Source organism: Nocardia sp. NBC_01388 (assembly GCF_045040085.1).
GTDB lineage: Bacteria > Actinomycetota > Actinomycetes > Mycobacteriales > Mycobacteriaceae > Nocardia.
The window spans coordinates 8,439,340-8,460,961 of the sequence record NZ_CP109553.1 but is presented as its reverse complement, the minus strand read 5'-3'; the positions used below and the strand labels follow the sequence as shown (position 1 = coordinate 8,460,961).

Annotated in this window: 22 protein-coding genes; 6 read left to right on the top strand and 16 right to left on the bottom strand. The window is 67.1% G+C overall.

Annotated features, from left to right (window positions below; translation table 11 throughout):
- The first annotated feature begins 34 nt into the window (after window positions 1–34).
- From OG716_RS39995 to OG716_RS39980, 4 genes are all read left to right on the top strand, one after another.
- The gene (locus OG716_RS39995) at window positions 35–844 is read left to right on the top strand and encodes a hypothetical protein (RefSeq protein WP_405135370.1); all 810 of its coding nucleotides are present in this window, start codon (window positions 35–37) and stop codon (window positions 842–844) included.
- Window positions 845–1,030: 186 nt separating this feature from the next.
- Window positions 1,031–1,330 carry a metalloregulator ArsR/SmtB family transcription factor gene (locus OG716_RS39990; RefSeq protein WP_297613800.1) on the top strand — a complete coding sequence of 100 codons (300 nt, stop codon included), beginning with the start codon at window positions 1,031–1,033 and terminating at the stop codon, window positions 1,328–1,330.
- Between the two features lie 2 nt (window positions 1,331–1,332).
- A complete protein-coding gene (locus OG716_RS39985) occupies window positions 1,333–1,746 on the top strand; it encodes a Fur family transcriptional regulator (protein WP_405135369.1) in 414 nt (137 codons plus the stop codon).
- Between the two features lie 93 nt (window positions 1,747–1,839).
- Window positions 1,840–2,469 (top strand): TetR/AcrR family transcriptional regulator, encoded by a 630-nt coding sequence (locus OG716_RS39980; RefSeq protein WP_405135368.1) that lies wholly within the window; start codon window positions 1,840–1,842, stop codon window positions 2,467–2,469.
- A gap of 25 nt (window positions 2,470–2,494) precedes the next feature.
- On the opposite strand, the gene OG716_RS39975 is transcribed toward OG716_RS39980, so the two are convergent.
- The 4 genes from OG716_RS39975 to recO all read right to left on the bottom strand — a co-directional run bounded on the left by OG716_RS39975 (window position 2,495) and on the right by recO (window position 6,029).
- A complete protein-coding gene (locus tag OG716_RS39975) occupies window positions 2,495–2,908 on the bottom strand; it encodes a hypothetical protein (RefSeq protein ID WP_405135367.1) in 414 nt (137 codons plus the stop codon).
- On the bottom strand, window positions 2,905–3,708 hold the full coding sequence (locus OG716_RS39970) for an isoprenyl transferase (RefSeq protein ID WP_405135366.1): 804 nt from the start codon (window positions 3,706–3,708) through the stop codon (window positions 2,905–2,907). The genes OG716_RS39975 and OG716_RS39970 overlap by 4 nt, the downstream gene beginning before the upstream one ends.
- Before the next feature lie 158 nt (window positions 3,709–3,866).
- Entirely contained in the window at window positions 3,867–5,096 is a 1,230-nt protein-coding gene (locus tag OG716_RS39965; protein WP_405135365.1) for an arylsulfotransferase family protein, read from the bottom strand.
- Between the two features lie 165 nt (window positions 5,097–5,261).
- A complete protein-coding gene (gene recO, locus OG716_RS39960; protein ID WP_327141439.1) occupies window positions 5,262–6,029 on the bottom strand; it encodes a DNA repair protein RecO in 768 nt (255 codons plus the stop codon).
- A 283-nt stretch (window positions 6,030–6,312) separates the two neighbouring features.
- On the opposite strand from recO, the gene OG716_RS39955 reads away from it, so the two are divergent.
- Window positions 6,313–7,731, top strand: a complete 1,419-nt coding sequence (locus OG716_RS39955) for an amidase (RefSeq protein WP_405135364.1) — start codon at window positions 6,313–6,315, stop codon at window positions 7,729–7,731.
- A 479-nt stretch (window positions 7,732–8,210) separates the two neighbouring features.
- Here OG716_RS39955 and era read toward each other — a convergent pair whose 3' ends face one another.
- The 6 genes from era to OG716_RS39925 all read right to left on the bottom strand — a co-directional run bounded on the left by era (window position 8,211) and on the right by OG716_RS39925 (window position 13,610).
- Window positions 8,211–9,155 (bottom strand): GTPase Era, encoded by a 945-nt coding sequence (gene era, locus OG716_RS39950; protein WP_327141442.1) that lies wholly within the window; start codon window positions 9,153–9,155, stop codon window positions 8,211–8,213.
- Window positions 9,152–9,562 carry a cytidine deaminase gene (locus OG716_RS39945; protein ID WP_405135363.1) on the bottom strand — a complete coding sequence of 137 codons (411 nt, stop codon included), beginning with the start codon at window positions 9,560–9,562 and terminating at the stop codon, window positions 9,152–9,154. The genes era and OG716_RS39945 overlap by 4 nt, the downstream gene beginning before the upstream one ends.
- Complete coding sequence (locus tag OG716_RS39940) at window positions 9,555–10,877, bottom strand: hemolysin family protein (RefSeq protein WP_405135362.1); 1,323 nt, start codon at window positions 10,875–10,877, stop codon at window positions 9,555–9,557. The genes OG716_RS39945 and OG716_RS39940 overlap by 8 nt, the downstream gene beginning before the upstream one ends.
- Window positions 10,874–11,440, bottom strand: a complete 567-nt coding sequence (gene ybeY / locus OG716_RS39935; protein WP_327141445.1) for an rRNA maturation RNase YbeY — start codon at window positions 11,438–11,440, stop codon at window positions 10,874–10,876. The genes OG716_RS39940 and ybeY overlap by 4 nt, the downstream gene beginning before the upstream one ends.
- Window positions 11,441–11,462: 22 nt before the next feature.
- Window positions 11,463–12,521, bottom strand: a complete 1,059-nt coding sequence (locus OG716_RS39930; RefSeq protein WP_405140253.1) for a PhoH family protein — start codon at window positions 12,519–12,521, stop codon at window positions 11,463–11,465.
- A 186-nt stretch (window positions 12,522–12,707) separates the two neighbouring features.
- Window positions 12,708–13,610: a LysR family transcriptional regulator gene (locus tag OG716_RS39925; RefSeq protein ID WP_405135361.1), complete on the bottom strand. Its 903-nt coding sequence runs from the start codon at window positions 13,608–13,610 to the stop codon at window positions 12,708–12,710.
- 185 nt (window positions 13,611–13,795) lie between these two features.
- On the opposite strand from OG716_RS39925, the gene OG716_RS39920 reads away from it, so the two are divergent.
- Window positions 13,796–15,022 (top strand): MFS transporter, encoded by a 1,227-nt coding sequence (locus OG716_RS39920; RefSeq protein WP_405135360.1) that lies wholly within the window; start codon window positions 13,796–13,798, stop codon window positions 15,020–15,022.
- Between the two features lie 83 nt (window positions 15,023–15,105).
- Here the strand turns inward: OG716_RS39920 and OG716_RS39915 are convergent, their stop codons facing one another.
- The 6 genes from OG716_RS39915 to OG716_RS39890 all read right to left on the bottom strand — a co-directional run bounded on the left by OG716_RS39915 (window position 15,106) and on the right by OG716_RS39890 (window position 21,480).
- The gene (locus OG716_RS39915; protein WP_405135359.1) at window positions 15,106–15,846 is read right to left on the bottom strand and encodes a 16S rRNA (uracil(1498)-N(3))-methyltransferase; all 741 of its coding nucleotides are present in this window, start codon (window positions 15,844–15,846) and stop codon (window positions 15,106–15,108) included.
- A 4-nt stretch (window positions 15,847–15,850) separates the two neighbouring features.
- Entirely contained in the window at window positions 15,851–16,999 is a 1,149-nt protein-coding gene (gene dnaJ, locus OG716_RS39910) for a molecular chaperone DnaJ (protein WP_327141449.1), read from the bottom strand.
- A 35-nt stretch (window positions 17,000–17,034) separates the two neighbouring features.
- Window positions 17,035–18,075, bottom strand: coding sequence for a heat-inducible transcriptional repressor HrcA (hrcA, locus tag OG716_RS39905; RefSeq protein WP_405135358.1), 1,041 nt, complete (start codon window positions 18,073–18,075; stop codon window positions 17,035–17,037).
- A 147-nt stretch (window positions 18,076–18,222) separates the two neighbouring features.
- Window positions 18,223–19,368 carry an epoxide hydrolase family protein gene (locus OG716_RS39900; RefSeq protein ID WP_405135357.1) on the bottom strand — a complete coding sequence of 382 codons (1,146 nt, stop codon included), beginning with the start codon at window positions 19,366–19,368 and terminating at the stop codon, window positions 18,223–18,225.
- A 59-nt stretch (window positions 19,369–19,427) separates the two neighbouring features.
- Window positions 19,428–20,627 (bottom strand): radical SAM family heme chaperone HemW, encoded by a 1,200-nt coding sequence (hemW, locus tag OG716_RS39895; RefSeq protein ID WP_405140251.1) that lies wholly within the window; start codon window positions 20,625–20,627, stop codon window positions 19,428–19,430.
- Between the two features lie 511 nt (window positions 20,628–21,138).
- Window positions 21,139–21,480, bottom strand: coding sequence for a hypothetical protein (locus OG716_RS39890; RefSeq protein WP_405135356.1), 342 nt, complete (start codon window positions 21,478–21,480; stop codon window positions 21,139–21,141).
- Between the last annotated feature and the right edge of the window lie 142 nt (window positions 21,481–21,622).

Genomic DNA, 21,622 nt, shown 5'->3' with positions numbered 1-21,622 from the left:
CCGGCGCCTGCGGTGGCGCAGGCTTCTCCCCTGGATGGGCATACCCGCGGTGCTGGCGGTGCTGATCACCGCCGCCCTGCTGCATCACCCGCACTCGAACACCCTGAACGTGAACATCCCCCTGACGTCCGCCGCGCCGCCGGCCTTCCAGGTGGACCAGGCCCGGCCCTTCGACAACACGCCCGCCGCGAACTGGGCCTCCGGCGCCGCGGGCATCGTGCTGCCCGCCGCCGCACCGATCGGCCGGTACTCGGCCGCGCAGGTGGAGTCGGCCATGACCCGCGCGCAACAGCTCATCGTGCTCGAGCGACTGGATCCGCATGTGCTGGAGACCGGTGACGCCGAGCCGGTGCTGGCACTGCTGGCGCCCGGGCAGGTCGCCGAGCTGCGGCCGAAACTGACGCCGGGCAATGAGAGCCAGAACTGGTGGGTCACCGCGAAGATCGCGCCCGGATTCCGGCTGCTGCCGGCCGCGCCGCGCATCAACGGTGACATGTCGCCCGCTCTCGACAAGGACGGCGAGCTGACGATCAAGACCAATTACATTGTGGCCTATGCCTTCTCGGCCCCGGATCCGAGCGCGGTGCATGATCCGATGGACATCATCGTGGTGGCGCGGCAGGAGACCGAGTACACCCTCATCGACGATTCCGGCTATGACGCCGCATCGCAGGGCATGTGGTTCGGCGAGATCAACGCCTTCACCTATGCCGGGGATTGCGCCTGGTTCCGGAAGGGGTTCCTGGCGCCCTCACTGGGTGAAGCCGGCGTGGGGCCGGCTGTGCGACCGACCGAACAGTACTTCGACCCGACCATTCCGCTGCCCACCGAACACGATTGCTGACGCGCCGCGCCCGACTCCACCGCGCGCCCATTTGACATGCATATGCTTGCATATAAGAATGGCATCGGTTTCCAATAAGGAGTTGGTTCGATGACCACGGACAGCGGTGCCCCCCTGCGGCGCTCCCGCGTCGCGACCGAGGCACCAGCCGCGATTCCGCACGACCCGTACCCGTACCGGTCGCCCATGCCGCCGATCGTGCCCTCGCGCACCATTCTGGACTCGGCGGGCGAGCTGCTGCGCGCACTGGCCGCACCGGTGCGCATCGCCATCGTGCTGCAGCTGCGGGAGTCGCCGCGCTGCGTGCACGAGCTGGTCGATACGCTCGGCGTGACCCAGCCGCTGATCAGCCAGCATCTGCGGATCCTCAAGTCCGCGGGCGTGGTGCGCGGTGAACGCACCGGGCGCGAAGTGATCTACGAACTGGTCGACGAGCATCTGGCGCACATCGTCATCGATGCCGTCGCACATGCCGAGGAAGGGTGATCGTGGGAACAACCGAGAAGACGGTCGGCGTCCGCAGCACCCGCCAGCGCAGCGCCATCGCCGCCCTGCTCACCGATATCGACGAATTCCGCTCCGCCCAGGAACTGCACGATGAGCTGCGCCGTCGCGGCGAGGGCATCGGACTGACCACCGTCTACCGCACGCTGCAATCGCTGGCCGAGGCCGGTCTGGTCGACGTATTGCGTACCGACTCAGGCGAATCGGTGTACCGGCAGTGCTCCACCGGACATCACCACCACCTGGTCTGCCGCAACTGCGGAAGCACCGTGGAGGTCGAGGGGCCGACCGTCGAAGCCTGGGCCGACTCCGTCGCCGCCGAGCACGGGTTCACCGATATCAGCCACACCATGGAGATTTTCGGCACCTGCCGAAACTGCTCCAGCCGCAACGGCTGACGCCCGAAAACAGCCCGATGTCCAAGGTTCGGGACAACCCGGACATCGAGCTGTCATCTTGTTGCGAACGGATATTCGTTTTAGTTTTGGGCCATGCCCAGAGTCAGCGAAGAACACCTCGAACGACGCAGACTACAAATTCTCGACGCCGCGCAAATGTGCTTCGCCCGCAAGGGAATTCACACCACCACCATGCAGGATGTGTTCGCCGAATCCGGCCTCTCCGCGGGTGCGGTGTACCGCTACTTCAAATCCAAGGACGATCTCATCGCGGCCCTCACCAGCGAGGCGACCGTCGATCTGCGCGCCGCCCTGAGTGAAGCCGTCTACAGCGATCCGCTGCCCACACCGGCGGAACTGGTGCGCTCCATTACCGAAACGATCGTCCGCCTCAGTGGCGCCAGCGGGCCGGTGCGCGTCATTCCGCAGGCCTGGGCACTGGCCCTGACCGACGCCAATATCGGCGACTACGTCCGCACCAGCATCAGCGGTATCCGGCGCCTGTGGATCGACTATGCCATTCGCATGCGCGATATCGGCTGGCTGCCGATCGATGCCGATACCGAGGCGGTGGGCAAGGCCTTCCTCGGGCTGCTTCCCGGTTTCATACTGCAGCACCTGATCCTGGGCGATACCGATCCGGAATCCTTCAGCCGCGGTGTGGCACAGCTGCTGCCCGCCTACGGGCCGATCAGCGTGGTCCCCGAAATCTCGCCCAACTGAACAGGATTCGGCTGGGCGAGATTCGTCAGGGCAGTACCAAACCCTGCCGGGCACGGCCCGCGCCCGAGAGCACCAGCAGCAGCATGGTGGCGAGCGCCTCATCCTCCAACCCGGCGGCCGGGAAGGTGTAGCGCAGGATGATGTCGGCCAGCTTGTCGTGGCCGACAATGGTGATCGAGCCGAACTGCAGTGCGGCATTGCGCTCGGCAACCCGCTTGTGCAACTGCGGTTTCAGCGGTCGGTCCCAGGCCAGCACGCAGGTCAGGGTCAGCACGTCCAGGCCGGGGGCCAGGTTCACGCCGCGCAGGGAGCACAGCGAACCGTCGAATTCGAAACCGAGGCCGCCGCCCTCCTCGACGCGGACGTTCACCTCGTAGCGGGCCAGTGCGGCGCCGGCACGCGCCTGCAGGTCCTCCGCCGGGGACAGTTCGTCGCTCACTTCGCGCCACCGAAACGGCGGTCGCGCTTGGCGTACTCGAGGCAGGCGGCCCAGAGATTGCGGCGGTCGAAATCGGGAAACAACGTTGTCTGGAAAACGAATTCGGCGTATGCCGACTGCCACATCAGGAAGTTCGAGGTGCGAAACTCACCCGACGGGCGCAGGAACAGATCCACATCCGGCATATCCGGCTCGTCCAGGTAGCGGGCGACCGTCGCCTCGTTGACCTTCTCCGGATCGATCTCACCCCGGGCCACCCGGCGCGCGATTTCCCTTGCGGCATCGGCGATCTCGGCGCGACCACCGTAGTTGACACACATGGTCAGGGTCATCACCGTATTGTCCTGGGTGAGTTCCTCCGCGACCTCGAGCTCCTTGATCACGCTGCGCCACAGGCGCGGTCGCCGCCCCGCCCAGCGCACCCGCACACCCATCTCGTGCATCTCGTCGCGACGGCGGCGGATCACATCGCGATTGAATCCCATGAGGAACTTGACCTCATCCGGGCTGCGCCGCCAATTCTCGGTGGAGAAGGCGTACGCCGACAGCCACTTCACGCCGATTTCGATACAACCCTCGACGGTGTCCATGAGGACCGCCTCGCCGCGCTCGTGCCCCGCGGTGCGCGGCAGACCCTGCTCCTGCGCCCAGCGGCCGTTGCCGTCCATCACCAGGGCCACATGCCTGGGTACGAACTCCAGGGGAATCTCCGGCGGCGTGGCGCCGGAGGGATGCGGCGAGGGCGGACGCACCGTGCGCTGGGCTGCGGAAGGCTTGCGAGTACCGATCACGCCCCCCATCCTGCCCGACGCTCCGCACCGCTCGACCACGCCCACGGAATTCGCGCAGCATCTCCACAAATCACCCCGGTTGGGGCCGACCGCACAGCCCGTGTCACTACCGAACAAACCGTCATCGGCGCTGTTCGGTAGCGAAGGACTCTGCGTGATCGCTCGGGTCAGGAGACCGGCCAGGTGTCGAGGTAGGCGCGGTAGGAGCCGAAGGGCAGGGAGGCGTCGTAGACGAGGTCGCCCGAGGGGGTGAATTCCGAGATGCGCGGGACCATGCCCCAGCTGACCAGTGTATTGCCGTTCGGGAGGGCTTGGGCATTGCCCATGGCGAAGGTCGTCAGCTTTTCCGGATGCTGCTGATTGCGGACCAAGGTGGCCTGCTTGGCAACCGGATCGATGTGGATCCACTCGACGCTGGAGGGACCGCGCGACTCCAGGCCGTCGGAATTGTTGTTGAACAGCCGCAGGGTGGAGGCGTCGCTGAACTCGGCGTCGTGCTGGAAGGCGAATTCGATATCCGGGCTCGCGGTGAGGGTCGGATTCTTGCCGCCGAGCTGCCAGAGGATCGTGCCGGTGTGCGGGTCGATATCGTAGACCGCCGCCGTATTACGCAGTGAGACAACCAGATTGCCCGATGGATCGAGGCTGATGGAATTCATGTGGTATGGGTCGTACACATCGCCGCCCAGTTTGCCGGGCGTCTCGGAATCGGCCAGCGGCACATGCTCGGCCGCACTCCAGTGCGAGATCTCCTTACCCGTCGCGACGTCCATCACCACGGCGACGGTGTCGAACATCTTGCCGTCCTGCGGGCCGCCGATAGCTGTGAGATCGGCATTCACCTGCGGATAGGACGTCAGCAGGGCGCGACCGTCCGGGGTCAGCCGGAATTCGTGCACATCCGCGCCCGCTCCACCCGGATCCACCGTGGTGATGACATTGAAGTTCTCGTCCGCGATCACGCCTACACCCGACCCGTGCCCGGCCACGGTGCTGCCCTGCCACCAGGTGAGCACCTTGCGGCCCTGATAGATCTGGCTGCGGAAGTTCGAAACATCCTGTCCCGCAGGCGGAGTGAAGCGCTTGATCTCCCTGCCCGAGCGATCGGCGATCACATTCGCCGGCTGCCCGCCCGGCAGCGCCTGCGCGATGGTCCCCAGTCCGGGCACCAGCGCCGCCGCGCTCACACCGCTGGTGTAGTAGATGTAGCCGTCGGCGATCCCGGGCTGCTGCACCTTGACCGTGTAGGCCGGCCCGCCGAACGGCAGGCTCGGCAGCACCGGATCGGCCGCCGCGGGAACAGCGGCGACAACGGCGGCGAGAGCGCAGACGGCGAGTGGAACCGGCAGGCGGCGAAGCGCGCCGCGCGAGGACTGTCGAACACGGGAGACCAACACGCATTGAACTTTAGGCTCGCTAATGTTCGCAGTCGCTGTATCGAATCTCACTGATCCTGAAGTACCGGCGAGTATCACTCAACGAGACTCTCAGGGCGAAAACGAAAAAGCGGCCAACTCACGCACAAGCCTGGAAGAAATCTCGAGCACAAGCCTGTACCGGATTCAGCTGACCGCGGCGGATTCCACTGCCTCATGGGGGCGGGTGCGTTCGATCAACGGCAGGGTGCGGAGTTGGCGTTCCAGGTGCCACTGCAGGTGGGCGGCGATGAGACCGCTGGCCTGGCGGCGCATATTGTCCGGAATCGCCTGTACGCCGGACCAATCGCCGCGGTTGAGGGCGCTCATATGTTCCAGGACGCCGACCATGGGGGTGGCGGAGCCGGGGGGACGGCAGTGGACGCAGACCGCGCCGCCTGCGGCTACATGGAAGGCGCGGTGCGGGCCGGGGGTGGCGCAGCGGGCGCATTCGTCGAGCGAGGGGGGCCAGCCGGAGAAACCCATGGCGCGCAAGAGAAATGCGTCCAGGATCAGCTCGTGCGGGCGATGGCCGAGGGCGATGGCGCGCAGCGCGCCCGCGGTGAGGGTGTGCAGGCGGGGCGCGGGGGCGCGCTCCTCACCGGCGAGGCGTTCGGCGGTTTCCAGCACCGCGCAGGCGGTGGTGTAGCGGCCGTAATCGGCGACGATATCGGAGGCGAAGGCCTCCACGGTGTGCACCTGGGTGACAACGTCGAGATTGCGGCCGGGGTGTAGCTGCACATCGATATAGGCGAAGGGTTCCAGCCGCGCACCGAATTTGGATCTGGTCCGGCGCACCCCCTTGGCGACCGCGCGCACCAAACCGTGCTGGCGGGTGAGCAGCGTGACAATACGGTCGGCCTCGCCCAGCTTGTGCTGGCGAACCACTACCGCATGGTCTCTGTACAACTGCACCGCAACAGTCTCGCACGCCCTCCCGACCGATTGCGCACGCATCGCTCGCGTCGCCGAAACCGTTGTTCGTGAGGTCAGCGACATGTCCGAATACCGCTGGTCATACCCGGGCGGGGCGCTCACCGGCTACTCCGGCGGACCGGAACACAAGCAGCGCCTGCTCGAACTCGAGCAGGTACTGCTGCCCGTGTGAATGCGCGGCGCCTTCCGATAGCACCTCACTGGACGTGTGACCAGAATCGCGCTACGTTTCCCAGCGAACGGCAGGGAGACGGGACTCAGCATGACGACGGCGGCGGTAAACGAACTCGGGCTGGCGCAACTCGCGGCAGCATTGACACAGGGGAAGATCACCTCGGTAGCGGCGACGACCGCCGCGCTCGATGCGATCGACGCAAGTCAGGCCGGGCTCAACGCATTTCGGATAGTGCGGCGCGAACAGGCGCTGATCGAAGCCGCCGACGCCGACCGCCGGCTCGCCGCCGGGGAGCGCGCGCCGCTGCTCGGAGTGCCGCTGGCCATCAAGGACGATACCGATATCGCCGGTAGCCCAACGGCTTTCGGATGCGGCGGCGACTTCCCGGTGAAAACCGAAGACGCCGAATCGGTTCGGCGACTGCGCGCCGCAGGTGCGGTGATCGTCGGCAAGACCAATACCTGCGAGCTGGGGCAGCTGCCGTTCACCAGTGCGGAGGCCTTCGGGCACACCAGGAATCCGTGGAGCGCCGAGCACACGCCGGGCGGCTCGTCCGGTGGTTCCGCGGCGGCCGTCGCGGCCGGATTGGTGCCTGCCGCACTGGGTTCCGACGGTGCGGGCTCCGTGCGCATCCCCGCGGCCTGGAACAATCTGGTGGGCATCAAGCCGCAGCGCGGGCGCATTTCCACCTGGCCGCTGCCCGAGGCGTTCTACGGCCTCACCGTGAACGGGCCGCTGGCGCGCACCGTCGCCGATGCCGCGCTGCTGCTGGACGCCGCCGCCGGACCGCATCAGGGCGATCTGCATACGCCGCCCGCCGTGCGCGTCTCCGAGGCGATCGGCCGTGATCCGGGACGGCTGCGCATCGCGCTCTCGCTGCGAACTCCGTTCACCGCCATCAAGACCGAGCTCGATCGCGAGGTACAGGCGCGGGTGCACGCGACCGCCGATGCCCTTCGCCGCCTCGGCCACGAGGTCACCATCGCCGATCTGCACTACGGCGTACTGCTCGGTGCGACCTTCCTGCCCCGCTCCATGGTCGGCATCCGCGAGGTCCTGAACCGCATGCCCGGAGCCGAGGTCGACCCGCGCACCACACACAATGCGCTCACCGGCCGTATCCTCTCCCCCGCGCTCTTCGCCGCCCGCCGGGCAGAACCCTTGCTGCGCAAGCGAATCGGCCGCTTCTTCAACGACTACGACGTAGTCCTGGCCCCCACCACCGCCACCCCGCCGCCCGGCGTCCACGACATCGACAACATCAGCTCCTGGGCCACGGATCAGCTCATCACCACCGCCTGCCCCTACACCTGGCCCTGGAACGTCCTCGGCTGGCCCTCGATCAACGTCCCCGCGGGCTTCACCGCCACCGGCCTCCCGGTCGGAGCCCAACTCATGGGCCCCGCCAACTCCGAACCCCTACTCGTCTCCGTCGCAGCCCAACTCGAAGCCGAACTCGAGTGGCACAAGCACCGCCCGACGCCCTGGTGGACCCCCGCCGCCTGACCCACCCCAGCGCATAAGCCACCCCAGCGCATGACCCACCCCAGCGCATGAGTCACCCCGTCGCCTGAGTCACCCCGTCGCATGACCCACCCCAGCGCATGACCCACCCCAGCGCATGACCCACCCCAGCGCATGAGTCACCCCAGCGCATGGGTCACCCCGTCGCCTGAGTCACCCCGTCGCCTGAGTCACCCCGTCGCTTGACCCACCCAGCGCACGCATGACCCACCCAGCGCACGCATGACCCACCCAGCGCATGACCCACCCCAGCGCGTGGGTCACCCCGTCGCATGACCCACCCAGCGCATGGGTCACCCCGTCGTATGAGTCACCCCGTCATCCCGGCGCGCTTTTGGCCGGGATCCAGACCCGATGTGGCTCAGCCGAGTTGGGTGGATCCCGGCCGAAAGCATGCCGGGATGACGGGGACTCCCCGGGGGTGACGGAGGTTCCGGAGGGGTTCCGGACCTCCCGCGGAGCTAGAAGCCGAGCTTGCCGAGCTGTTTGGGGTCGCGCTGCCAGTCCTTGGCTACCTTGACGTGCAGGTGCAGGAAGATGCGGGTGCCGAGGATCTTTTCGATCTGCAGGCGGGCGTTGGTGCCGATCTCCTTGAGGCGGGCGCCGCCGCGGCCGATGATGATGGCCTTCTGGCTGGGGCGTTCCACGTAGAGCAGGGCGTGCACGTCGAGCATGCCCTCGTGGGTGCGGGTGCCGTCGGTGTCGGTGTCCTCGTTCTCCTCGCGCTCGAGCACGTCCTCGATCACGACCGCGAGGGAGTGCGGGAGTTCGTTGTCCAGGCCCTCGAGCGCGGCTTCGCGAATGAGCTCGGCCATGAGGGTTTCCTCGGGCTCGTCGGTGAGGTCGCCGTCGGGGTAGAAGGCCGGGCCCTCGGCCATCTGCGAGGCGATGACGTCGACCAGAACCTCGACCTGCTCACCCTTGACCGCCGAGACCGGCACGATTTCCGAGGCCGGGCCGAGCAGTTCGGAGAGCGCGATGAGCTTGGCCGCGAGCTGATCCCGGCTCACCTTGTCGATCTTGGTGAGCACGCCCATGAGCTTGGTCTTGGGCGCCATCAGGCGGATCTGCTCCACGATCCAGCGGTCGCCGGGGCCGATCTTCTCGTCCGCCGGAATGCACAGCGCGATCACATCGACCTCGGTGTACGTATCGCGCACCAGATCGTTGAGCCGCTGCCCGAGCAGCGTGCGCGGCCGGTGCAGACCGGGGGTGTCCACCAGAATGAGCTGCGCGTGCTCGCGGTGCACAATGCCGCGAATGGTGTGCCGGGTGGTCTGCGGGCGCGAGGAGGTGATGGCGATCTTCTGCCCCACCATGGCATTGGTCAGCGTGGACTTGCCGGTATTCGGCCGTCCCACGAAACATACGAAGCCCGAACGGAATACGTCTTTACTGCTGCTCACTCGAATACCTCCGACTCGGATTCCAGATCGAAGCCCTCGGGGATTCCGGGCCGCGTTGCCGGATCGCCCTCGACCGGCCCCTCCACTACCTCGAATACCGCGCCCTTGGCATCGGTGAAAACGATCCGCGCCGCCGCCGACACCTCGCGCACCGCGGGGACACCGGGATCGGAGAACCGGCCCGCCACCACCACCGCGGCCTCGAAACCCTCTGCGCCACTGGAGATCGCGGCCGCCACCGCCGCCTGCAGGGCGGTCAGCCTCAGACTCGCCAGACCCACCTCACCGGCGGCGTAGGTGCGCCCATCGGTATCGCGCACCGCCGCGCCCGCGCTGCCGCCGGTGCGGCCCATCGCGCCGCGCGCGAGGACCAACAGCTTGTTGTCCTCGGCATCCAGATCAGTCATCGGTCTCTCCATCTTCCAGTGCGCCGTCCGGCTTACCTTCGGCCGCTTCGTTTTTGGTCTTCTCCGGGGCCCGCCGCACCACGACCGTGTGCACCCGCACCCGGCCGCGCGCGTCCGAGCCGCCCTCACCGCGCAATTGCAATCCGTGGATCACGGCCTTGGAACCCGGCAGCGGCACGCGGCCCAGCGCGTGCGCGAGCAGGCCGCCGACGGTATCGACATCTTCGTCGTCGATCTCCAGGCCGAACAGATCACCGAGGTCCTCGACCGGAAGTCGCGCCGAGACACGGTATTTCCCGTGCCCGATCTCCTCGACCGGCGCGGTCTCATCGGTGTCGTACTCATCGGCGATCTCGCCGACGATCTCCTCCAGCACATCCTCGATGGTGACCAGCCCGGCAATGCCGCCGTACTCGTCCACCAGCACCGCCATGTGGTTGCGGACGCGCTGCATTTCGTCGAGCAGCGCATCCAGCGGCTTGGAGTCCGGTACGAAGATCGCCGGTCGCATGACCTCGCGCACATGTACCTTCTTGGCCCGATCCGCATACGGGACAAGGTCTTTCAGATACACGACACCGAGAATGTCGTCGACGTTCTCCCCCACCACCGGAATTCGCGAATGACCGGAACGCACCGCCAGCGACATCGCCTGCGCCGCAGTCTTGTCCGACTCGATCCACACCATCTCGGTGCGCGGCACCATGACCGCGCGGGCGGCCGTCTCGCCGAGTTCGAACACCGACTGGATCATGCGGCGTTCCTCGGCATCCACCACGCCGCGTTCACCGGCGAGATCAACGACCTCACGCAGCTCGATCTCGGAAGCGAAGGGGCCGTTGCGAAATCCCCTACCGGGAGTGATCGCATTACCGACCAGAATCAACAGGCGGCTGATCGGGCCGAGCAGCGTGCCGATGGCCTGCAGCGGCAGTGAGGCGCCCAGCGCCAGCGAATACGCGTGCTGGCGGCCCAGCGTGCGCGGCCCGACACCGATGACCAGATAGTCCACCAGCACCATGACGGCCGCGGTCACCACCAGCGCCGTCACCTCGGGCAGCCAATCCATGAGCACCGCCGCCAGCAGCACCGTCGAGGTGATCTCGCACAGCACGCGCAGCAGCACCATGAGATTCACATAGCGCGGCCGATCGGCGATGATGCGGGCCAAGCGCGCCGCACCCGTCCGATCGGCCCGGACCAGATCGTCCACCCGCGCAGGGGAAATCGTATTCAACGCCGAATCCAGCGCGGCGAACGAACCGCCGGCGGGCACCAAAATTATCGCCAGCAGTAAGAGGACGAACGAATTCACGCGGGATCCAGTGGATCACCGGGTGCGGTGAATCCGGTCTTCCCCAGCAGTTGCGCATCACGCTGTGCATCACGTTCGGCGAGCTCGGCGCGGTGCTGCGCCTCGCGCAGGCTCTCGTACCAGCCTTCGAGCAGCGAGGCCTGCAGCGCGAACATTTCCTTCTCCTCCTCCGGCTCGGCATGGTCGTAGCCGAGCAGGTGGAGGACGCCGTGCACGGTCAGCAGGGCGAGTTCGTGGCCCATGGCATGGCCTGCCTTCTCGGCCTGCTGCGCCGCGAATTCGGGGCACAGCACGATATCCCCGAGCATGGACGGGCCGGGCTCGGCGGCGTCGGGACGCCCGCCGGGCTCCAGCTCGTCCATGGGGAAGGACATGACATCGGTCGGACCCGGCAGGTCCATCCAGCGCATGTGCAGGTCTGCCATGGTGTCGAGATCGACCAGCACCATCGACAGCTCGGCGGCCGAATGCACATCCATCTGACCGATCGCGAACCGCGCGACGCTGATCAGTTCCTCTTCGGATACTTCGATACCCGATTCGTTGGCGATCTCGATACTCACCCGCTCAGCCTATCGGCCGAGCTCAGTGGCGCCCCTCCCGGCTCGCTGCACGCCGCTGCGCCCGGTTGCCCGGATAGTGGGCGACCTGCGGGCGGGTGTCGTTCTCGTAGCGGTCGTAGGCGTCGACGATCTCCCCGACCAGTCGGTGACGAACCACATCACTGCTGGTCAGATAGGAGATCGCAATATCGTCGACATCGGTGAGGATCTCGGTGGCCGCCCGGAGCCCGGAGCGGGCACCGGTGGGTAGGTCCACCTGACTGACATCGCCGGTCACCACCATTTTGGAGCCGAAGCCCAAGCGGGTGAGGAACATCTTCATCTGCTCGGCGGTGGTGTTCTGCGCCTCGTCGAGAATGATGAACGCGTCATTGAGCGAACGACCGCGCATGTACGCCAGCGGCGCGACCTCGATGACACCCGCGGCCATCAGCTTCGGAATGGCCTCGGGATCCATCATGTCGTGCAGGGCGTCGTAGAGCGGGCGCAGATACGGGTCGATCTTGTCGTTCAGCGTGCCGGGCAGGAAGCCCAGCCGCTCACCCGCCTCGACCGCCGGCCGCGTCAGAATGATGCGGCTGACCTGTTTGGCCTGCAATGCCTGCACGGCCTTGGCCATCGCGAGGTACGTCTTACCGGTACCGGCCGGGCCGACGCCGAACACGATGGTGTGCTTGTCGATGGCATCGACATAGTGCTTCTGGTTCAACGTCTTCGGGCGAATGGTCTTACCGCGCCGGGACAGGATGTCGAGGCTCAGCACCTCCGCCGGGGAGTCCGAGGAACCCTCGGTGAGCATGGAATACGTGTGCCGCACGGCTTCCGGCGTGACCACCTTGTTGCGGGCCGTCAGCGCCACCAACTGGGCGATGACACGTTCCGCGAGGGCGATATCGGCAGGTCTGCCGGTGAGTGTGACGGAGTTGCCGCGCACATGGATGTCGGCGTCGAGCAGCCGCTCGAGTTCACGCAGGTTCTCATCGGCCGAACCCAGGAAGCCGAATACCGACTCCGGTTCCAATTCGATGCTGGAACGAACGGTCCGGCCCGCCGGTCCGGACCCATTGTCGCCGACACCGATGCCGGCAGTAGGGGCACTCTGGTCGCCGATTTCGCCTGGTGTTCTCAAAAGTCGCTATGGCCTGCTTCCCGGTCTCGAGCACTACCTCTTTGAGGGAAGTTTACCGCCGACCACCGACACCGCCCAGTGAATAGATCGCTACCAGCTGCGGTGACACGAGACCGTCGCGCCCTCGCGGCCTGGGCGTTATTCGATTCCGGGCCGTACCCGGGCCCAGTCGAAGGTGAAATCCCGGAACCGGCGCACCGCCTCGGACGGCGTCGCGGAGGTCGACCAGACCAGGCCGACCTCGCGCATCGGCTCCGGATCGGCGAGCGGGATCAGCGCGGGATCCGGTTGCGGGCCGCCCATCGGCGGGTACTCCAGCGGCAGAATCGACACTCCGAGACCCACTGCGACCAGGCCCGCGATGGTGTCCAGATTGCTGCATTCGAAACCGATGCGGGGGCGGAAATCGGCTGCGGCACAAAGCTCGTCGAGAACGCGGCGCATACCGAATCCCGGGTGCATGGCGATGAATTCGGCGTCCGCGACCTCCGCGAGGCGTACCTGCCGCCGGGTTGCGAGGCGATGGTCGGGCGGTACGGCGAGCGCCAGCCGCTGCCGCAGCAGCGGCCGCCAGCCCACCCCGGCAGCGGACGGTCTCGGAGACACCAGCCCGAGATCGGCGGTGCCGTCCAGGACCGCGGCGGTCACCACATCGGCGGCGTCCTGGTTCAGCGTGAAGGTGATGCGTCCGGAGAGGCGGCGAAAGCCCGCGATGAGTTCGGGCACCACCCGCGCACCCAGGGAATGCTGGAAGGCCAGGCGAACCACACCCCTGGCGGGATTGGACAGATCGGCGAGTTCGCCTGCGGCGGCATCGAGTTCAGCCTGGGCGCGGCGGGCGTGCTCATAGTAGACACGGCCGAACTCGTTGAGGGTCAGGCGTTTTCCGTGCCGGTCGAAGAGCAGGACGCCGAGGCGGCGTTCCAGGCGGGCCAGCATGCGAGAGAGCGTCGGCTGCGTCAGATGCAGGCGCTCGGCGGCGGCTCCGACGCGTTCGAGCTCGGCGAGCGTGAGGAACCAGTGCAGATCATCACTCGCCACCGCGGCGCCCCCCTCCGATAACCCCGAAACCGTCCGCACCTCGTTGGCCGACCCGGGCTTGACCATGTTGATCGTCACTCGCCGCGGTCGGCCCCGCGCTGATACCTCCACTAATACCGCCAACGCATCAGTTCTGCAATCATTATGCATTTCCTTTCGAAGCACTGCGCGCTCATGCTCGGGATATGACCACCGCGGCCGCTCTCGCCCCTGCCGACACCGCTGCGCACGAACGCCGGATCACGGTCGCGCTCTTCGCCGCCGGGCTGACCACCTTCGCCTCGATGTACAGCGCACAGGCGCTACTGCCGAGTCTGTCGGCGGCATTCGGTGCGACACCGGCGCGCGCGGCCCTGGCGGTATCGCTGACCACCGGACTGCTGGCGGTCACGATCTTGCCGATGAGCGTGCTGTCGAATCGATTCGGCCGGACTCGGATGATGATCGGCTCGGCGATGGCCGCAAGTGCGATCGGGCTGCTGCTGCCCTTCAGTCCCTCGCTGGGAGTGCTGCTGGCCGGGCGGGCGGTGCAGGGAGTCGCGCTGGCCGGGGTGCCCGCGGTGGCGATGGCATATCTGGCCGAGGAGATCGGCGCGGCCGGGCTGGGCGCGGCCATGGGCGTCTACGTCGCGGGCACCACGGTGGGCGGGCTGGCCGGGCGGCTCATCCCGGCCTTCACCCTCGAAGTGGGGTCGTGGCGCTGGGGTCAGGCCACCGTCGCGGTGGCGGCGGCGCTCTGCGCGGGGATATTCGTGCGAATGCTGCCGCCGTCGCGCCGATTCAGCGCCCGGCCGCTCGATATCCGCACGCTCACCGCCGATTTCGCGGGGCACCTGCGGGATCGCACGCTGCTGCCGCTGTTCGCGCTGGCGTTCGTCATGATGGGCGGCTTCGTCTCGATCTACAACTTCCTCGGCTACCGGCTGACCCGTGATCCATTCGGATTGTCCGCCGCCACCGTGGGATTGGTGTTCGTGCTCTACCTGGCGGGTACCGTCACCTCCGCCGCGGCGGGCCGGATGACCGACCGATACGGGCGGTCCCGGGTGTTCGGGGTGGCTCTCGCCGTGATGGGCGTCGGCGTAGCGCTCACGCTGCCCGATTCCCTGCCGATCATCCTGCTCGGCGTATTGCTCTGCACCGCAGGCTTCTTCGCCATTCACGCGGTGGCCAGCGGCTGGGTCGGCAGCGCGGCCACCGGCAATCGCGCCGCCGCCTCGGCGCTGTACCTGTTCGCCTACTACCTCGGGAGCTCGATTGCCGGAGGGGCGGGCGGGATCGCTTACGGCCACTACGGCTGGACCGGACTCAGCCTCTACGTCGCGGTCCTGCTCGTACTCGCGGCCACGCTTGTGGGAGTGCTGGTCACCCGATCCCGCGCGACCAGCGCCGCCGAAAGAGCGCGCGACTGAACAAGTTCCGCGAACCGGGGCAACCAGCGCGGGGCCAAGCCCTACCAGCGCGGCGTCAAGGCCGACCAGCACAGAGCCAAGCCCTACCAGCGCGGGGTCAGGGCACCGAGCGCGCCGAGCGCGACGGCCGCCGCGGTGGAGGTGCGCAGGACGGTCGGGCCGAGCAGCACGATATCCGCGCCCGCCTCGGCCAGTGCCTTCAGTTCGGAATCGTCGAGGCCACCTTCGGGGCCGACAATGAGCACAACCTCGGCCACGTCCTCGAAGGACAGCTCGGTGAAGCGTCCCGCTCCGGATTCGTGCAGGGCGGCGACAATTGCGCCGCCGGACTTGGCTTCTCGTACCAGCGCCACCAGATCACGGGTGCTGTGCAGATCCGCCACATCGGGGATATACGCGCGACGGGACTGCCGGGCAGCCGCCTTCGCGGTGGCACGCCATTTCTCGACGGCCTTGTGCGCCTTGTTCTCCCAGTTGGAGACACAGCGCGAAGCCTGCCACGGAACGATGGCGTCGGCCCCGGCCTCGGTCATGAGTTCGACCGCGAGTTCGGAGCGGTCGGACTTCGGCAGCGCCTGCACCACGGTCACCTGCGGGGTCGCCGGGGCTGCGACCCGGCGATCGAGGACCTTCAGTTCGAGGCGATCCTTCTGGGCCGCAATCACTTCCGAATCGGCGAGAATCCCGTGCCCGTCCGAGAGCGTGATCGGCTCGCCGACCCGGATGCGCCGGACGGTCGCCGCATGGCGACCCTCCGGGCCGTCGAGGACGGCGGTGGCACCCGGTTCGGGGATCTCGTCGAGGTAGAAGACGGTGGCGGCCAACGGATCAGCGTCCGCTGAAGGATGCTCGCAGCCGCGCGAACAACCCGCTGTTGTGCTCGGACTGGGTCGAGAGCACCTCGGTACGCTCGTTCGGGCGCATGGCCTTGTACTTGCGCATGAGATCGGACTGCTTGGAGTCCATCTTGGTCGGCACCACGATATCGAGGTGCGAGATCAGATCTCCGCGCGAATTGGCGCGCAGCTTGGGCATACCGTGGCCGCGCAGCACCGAGACCTCGCCCGGCTGGGTGCCGGCCGGAATGGTGAGCTCGACCGGGCCGTCGAGGATGGTGTCGATGACGACCGTGGTGCCCAGCGCCGCATCCACCACGGGAACCCGGATGGTGCAGTGCAGATCATCACTGTCGCGCACGAAGGTGTCGTGCGGCTGCTCCACGATCTCCACGTAGAGGTCGCCGGCGGGACCGCCGCCGGGGCCGACCTCACCCTGTGCGGCCAGGCGCACCCGCATACCGCTCGCGACACCGGCCGGAATCGGCGCGGCGATCTCGCGGCGGGCGCGCACGCGGCCGTCGCCGCCGCACTTGCGGCAGGGATCCGGAATGGTCTCGCCCGCGCCGCGGCAGGTGGGGCACGGCCGCGAGGTCATGACCTGCCCGAGGAACGAGCGCTGCACCGTCTGCACTTCACCCGCGCCGCCGCAGGTTTCACAGCGGACGGGCTTGGAGTTGCCATTGGTGCCCGCGCCCACGCACACATCGCAGATGATGGCGGTGTCCACGGTCAGGTGCTTGGTGACACCGACCGCGCACTCCTGCAGCGAGAGGCGGGTGCGCAGCAGCGAATCCGCTCCCGGCTGCACCCGGCCGCGTGGTTTGCGCGGGTTGGAGGTGTTCATCCCGCCGAAGAAGGCCTCGAACACGTCGCCCAGACCGCCGAAACCGGCGCCGGAGAATCCGCCGCCACCGCCGCCGGACTCCATGGGGTCACCGCCGAGGTCGACGATGCGCCGCTTCTCCGCATCGGTCAGCACCTCGTAGGCCGTCGACACCTCGCGGAATCGCTCCTGCGCCTCCGGTTCCGGGTTGACGTCGGGATGCAGTTCACGCGCCAGCTTTCGATAGGCGCGCTTGATCTCCTGGTCGGTCGCGTTGCGTGCGACGCCGAGCAGTGCGTAATAGTCCCGTGCCACTTGTGCTCTCTAGTCCGTTTCGTCTCTCCGCTTGCTCACCGTTCGGCGAGCACCTCACCGATATACCGGGCCACGGCCGCCACCGAGGCGATGGTCCCCGGATAGTCCATGCGGGTCGGGCCCAGCACCCCCATACCTCCAAGAACGGTACCGGGCATCCCGTATCCGGTGGACACCACCGCCGTTCCGCGCATCTGTTCGACCTTGGTCTCCTCCCCGATCTGCACGGTGACCGTACCCGGCTGCTGGGCCGCTGCCAGCAACTTCAGCACGATCACCTGCTCTTCGAGGGCCTCCAGCACCACGCGTAGCGAGCCCGGAAATCCGTTCCCGGCGAAGTCGCCGGCATTGCGTGTGAGGTTCGAGGTGCCGCCGAGCACCAGTCGTTCCTCGGGGTGTTCGACGAGCGTCTCCACGAGCAGTGTGGAGACCCGCACGAGGACGTCACGCAGCCGGGCGGGCGAATGCTCCGGTAGTTCGGCCACCGAGGCGGAGGCGGCGGACAGACGCTTACCCTCCATGGCCTTGCCGAGCATGCCGCGCAGGGCGGCCAGATCCTCTTCGCCGATCACATTGCCGAGATCGACCAGGCGCTGATCGACCCGGCCGCTGTCGGTGATGACGACCAGCAGCAGGCGTGCGGGATTGAGCGCGACCACCTCGATGTGCCGGACCGTGGAGGCCGAGACCGTCGGGTACTGCACCATGGCGACCTGCCGGGTCAGCTGTGCGAGCAAGCGCACACCCCGGCGCAGCACATCGTCGAGATCGACGCCGCTCTCCAGGAACTCCATGATCGCCCGCCGCTCGGCATTCGAGAGCGGCTTGACCTCGGAGATGTGATCGACGAACTGCCGGTAGCCCTTATCGGTGGGGATGCGACCGGAACTGGTGTGCGGCTGGGCGATATAGCCCTCGGCCTCGAGCACCGCCATGTCATTGCGCACAGTCGCGCTGGACACGCCCAGATTGTGCCGCTCCACCAGGGTTTTGGACCCTATCGGCTCCTTGGTCGATATGTAGTCCGCGACGATCGCCCGCAGGACCTCGAGCCGTCGCTGCTCCGTGGTCGCCATCGGCCCCACCTCCTCGCTCGCCGTCGGGTTCCACCGCGCAGGCCTGTGGGGCATATTCGCAGGAATTCCCGGATGTTCCCGCCAGTTTAGTTGGCCGTTCGCACATTGCCTGTACGCCGCCGCTCAGCTGCGGGCCGAGGGCGGGCGTCAGGCGAGCAGATCGGTGAAGAAGGAGCGGATATCGGCGGTCAGCAGATCGGGGGTCTGCATGGCGGCGAAGTGGCCGCCGGTGTCGAACTCGGTCCAGCGCACGATGGTATTGAGCTGTTCGGCGAAGCGGCGGATGGCCATATCGCCGGCGAAATTGGCGACCGCGGTCGGAACCCGCGAGTGGGTCGGCTGATTCGGGGAGTGTAGTGATTCGTAGTACAGCTGCGCGGACGAGCCGCCGGTCTCGGTGAACCAGTAGATCGAGATTCCGGCCAGCATGTGATCCCGATCCAGCCGATCCTCGAGCGTGCCCGCGGCGCCGGTCCAGGCGTGGAACTTCTCCACTATCCAAGCCAGCTGCCCGGCCGGGGAATCGTTGAGGGCGAAGGCGAGGGTATGCGGACGGGTGCCCTGAATCTGGTAGTAGCCGCCGCCCTCGGAGAGGAATTCGCCTATGAGCGTGAGCTTTTCGCGTTCCGGCTCGGTGAGGGTGGCGGCGGCGTCCGCGGGCAGCTGGCCGTGCGGGATGAAGCCCCAGGTGGCGGCATTGACGTGCACGCCGATCACGCGGTCGGCATCGAGGCGGCCCAGATCGGGGCCGATGAACGCGCCGAAGTCGCCGCCCTGCACGCCGTAGCGCGGATAGCCCAGGCGGCGCATGAGTTCCGCGTAGGCGAGCGCGATGCGCGGGCTGTCCCAGCCCGGATCCGGTGCGGGACCGGAGAATCCGAAGTTCGGATGCGAGGGAATGATGAGATCGAAAGCGGGACCGCCGTCCTCGGGATCGGTGAGCGGTTCGATCACCTCGAGGAACTCCAGCACCGAACTCGGCCAGCCGTGCAGCATGAGCAGCGGGGTGGCGCCAGAGCGGTGAGATCTGATGTGCAGGAAATGAATTCGGGTGCCGTCGATCACCGTCGTGTACTGGGGATAGGAATTGAGCCGTTTCTCCCAGGCGAGCCAGTCGAAGCGCTGCGCCCAATAGTGCGCCAGGTCCCGCAGATATTCTACCGGTACCCCGCGCGCCCAGCCGACACCGGAAACCTGTGCGGGCCAGCGTGTTTCACTCAACCGTCGGCGGAGATCCCGCAGTCGATCCTGCGAGATCTCGACCCGAAATGGAACAATATCCTCGTCGAACATAGCGATGGACAGCAGCGTAACCCCGCACTCCGGCACCCGTGGGGGATTACCGAACGCGCTCAGGTGAGCAGGGTGCGCACCACCGCGTCGGCCAGCAGTCGCCCGCGATCGGTCAGGATCAGGCGCTCGTCCTGTCGCAGCGCCAAACCGTCGGCGACCACGCGCCCCGCGGCCACGCGGCCATCGGCATCCAAGTCGCCGAGGGGCAATCCGGTCCGCAACCGAGCGGTGAGCATGACGCGCTCGGTATAGCGTTCCGCATCGGTGAGCTCCTCCCACCCCGCCGCCGGCAATCCGCCGTCCGCAACCCGATCCGCATAGCGCGCAGGGTGTTTCACGTTCCACCAGCGCACCCCGCCGATATGACTGTGCGCACCCGGCCCGGCCCCGAGCCAGTCGCCGCCGTCCCAGTACCCGAGGTTGTGCCGGCAGCGCGCACTGTCGTTCGCGGCCCAGTTCGAGACCTCGTACCAGCCCAGCCCCGCCGCCTCCAGCCGCGCATCGATGCGCTCGTAGCGCGCGGCCAGCACATCATCATCCGGAGCGGGCAGCTCACCGCGCCGCACCCGCCGCGCCAGCGCGGTGCCGTCCTCGACGATCAGCGAATACGCGGAGACGTGATCGACCCCCGCCGCCAGCACCGCATCCAAACTGGCATCCAGATCCCCGTCCCGCTCCCCCGGAGTCCCATAGATCAGATCCAGATTCACATGCTCGAACCCCGCCGCCCGCGCCTCCTGCGCCGCCGCGACCGCCCGCCCCGGCGTATGCGTGCGATCGAGCACCTTCAGCACATGCGCCGCCGCCGACTGCATCCCCAGCGACACCCGCGTGAACCCACCCTCGAGCAGCCGCTCGAAGAACTCCGGCGACGTCGACTCCGGATTCGACTCGGTCGTCACCTCGGCATCAGCGGCCACCGTGAAGTTGTCCCGCACCGCACTCATGACATTCGCCAGCCCGTCCCCGCCGAGCAGTGACGGCGTACCCCCACCCACAAAAATGGTCTGCACCGGCGGCGTAGCAGTCGGAAACGCCTCGAACTGCGCGGCGGCCGTCGCCAATTCACCGCGCAGCGCCTCGAACCAGGACTGCGGCGACGCCGAGGTACCCAGCTCCCCCGCCGTATAGGTGTTGAAGTCGCAGTACCCGCACCGGGTGGCACAGAACGGCACGTGGATGTAGATCCCGAACGCCCCGCCCCCGAAGTCGCGCAGCACCGGCGTCAGCTGGTCCGCGGTGGCGGGGTCGGCGATCATTTCCATCCCTCCAGTGTGACGAGTCGCGCCCATCACACCGCATGCGCCTCGACCGTGCGGCGTCTGCGCTCGGTCCCGGCCGATCCGTACGACGTTGTCCACCGCCCCCGGAGATCTCCCCGGAAACACGCTGATCACGAGAACTCCACGCCACGAGAACCGCACGCGTGCGGGAGATCACAAAGCTTCATACTCGAAACGCACTGCACGACATGGCAGATCGATGTCCGGTGCTCTAGCCCTCTCTCCCGAAGGGGAATCCTCATGGGGAGAGATCGTATGAATCTGCTTGTCGTACAAACACGTCCAAGCAAGGTGCGGGAGATCGGCGCAATCGCACTCACGATCGCGGCGGTGGGCGCACTCGCCGGATGCGGTGGCGGCGACAGCGGTGGCGGCATCGCCGAGAGCCCGGACCAGGGCCAAATGGAGTCGAATCTGCGTGCGGTGATGGCCGCGAAGAACCCGAACGACGTCTCGGACAAGTTCTGCGGCCAGTTCGGCACTCTGCTCAAATCGCTGCCAGCGGAAATGATGAGCAATGCTCGGCAGTCGGCTTCAGCTCACCGGCATGGACAAGATCGAATACGTTATGGTGCGCGCTCGCGTGCAGGATCTGAAGAAGAACAAGCAGGTTGTCGGCGAACAGTATCGACGTCGAATCCGAGTACATCCCAAGGGGTTTCATCGAGAATCCGGACTGGATGCGCGCCTTGGAAACCACCAGCGCATAGGGCGATACGACCGGAACGAAGGGGGTCGGGCCGTCGAACTTCGTGGATCGGCACGAATTCGGCGCCTCGGCGGTGAACGAAGGTCGGTCGCGCCGGACGTGTGTGCCGACTGCCGTCACGAGACTCAGGGGCAAGCCATCTATCGGCCACGCGAGGGTCCGAGGGGGCGGTGGAAGACCCCGCGAGGGCTCGAGGTCAAATGTCCAAGATCGAATCGGTCGTGATCTATGAGACCTGTCACAAATCGGGCGTGGTATCCAG

Coding starts and splice junctions, on each gene's coding strand:
- OG716_RS39995 (WP_405135370.1), top strand. CDS start 35: ATGGGCATACCCGCGGTGCTGGCGGTGCTGATCACCGCCGCCCTGCTG.
- OG716_RS39990 (WP_297613800.1), top strand. CDS start 1,031: ATGCCGCCGATCGTGCCCTCGCGCACCATTCTGGACTCGGCGGGCGAG.
- OG716_RS39980 (WP_405135368.1), top strand. CDS start 1,840: ATGCCCAGAGTCAGCGAAGAACACCTCGAACGACGCAGACTACAAATT.
- OG716_RS39970 (WP_405135366.1), bottom strand. CDS start 3,708: ATGGGGGGCGTGATCGGTACTCGCAAGCCTTCCGCAGCCCAGCGCACG.
- OG716_RS39955 (WP_405135364.1), top strand. CDS start 6,313: ATGACGACGGCGGCGGTAAACGAACTCGGGCTGGCGCAACTCGCGGCA.
- OG716_RS39945 (WP_405135363.1), bottom strand. CDS start 9,562: ATGACTGATCTGGATGCCGAGGACAACAAGCTGTTGGTCCTCGCGCGC.
- OG716_RS39920 (WP_405135360.1), top strand. CDS start 13,796: ATGACCACCGCGGCCGCTCTCGCCCCTGCCGACACCGCTGCGCACGAA.
- hrcA (WP_405135358.1), bottom strand. CDS start 18,075: ATGGCGACCACGGAGCAGCGACGGCTCGAGGTCCTGCGGGCGATCGTC.
- OG716_RS39900 (WP_405135357.1), bottom strand. CDS start 19,368: ATGTTCGACGAGGATATTGTTCCATTTCGGGTCGAGATCTCGCAGGAT.
- hemW (WP_405140251.1), bottom strand. CDS start 20,627: ATGATCGCCGACCCCGCCACCGCGGACCAGCTGACGCCGGTGCTGCGC.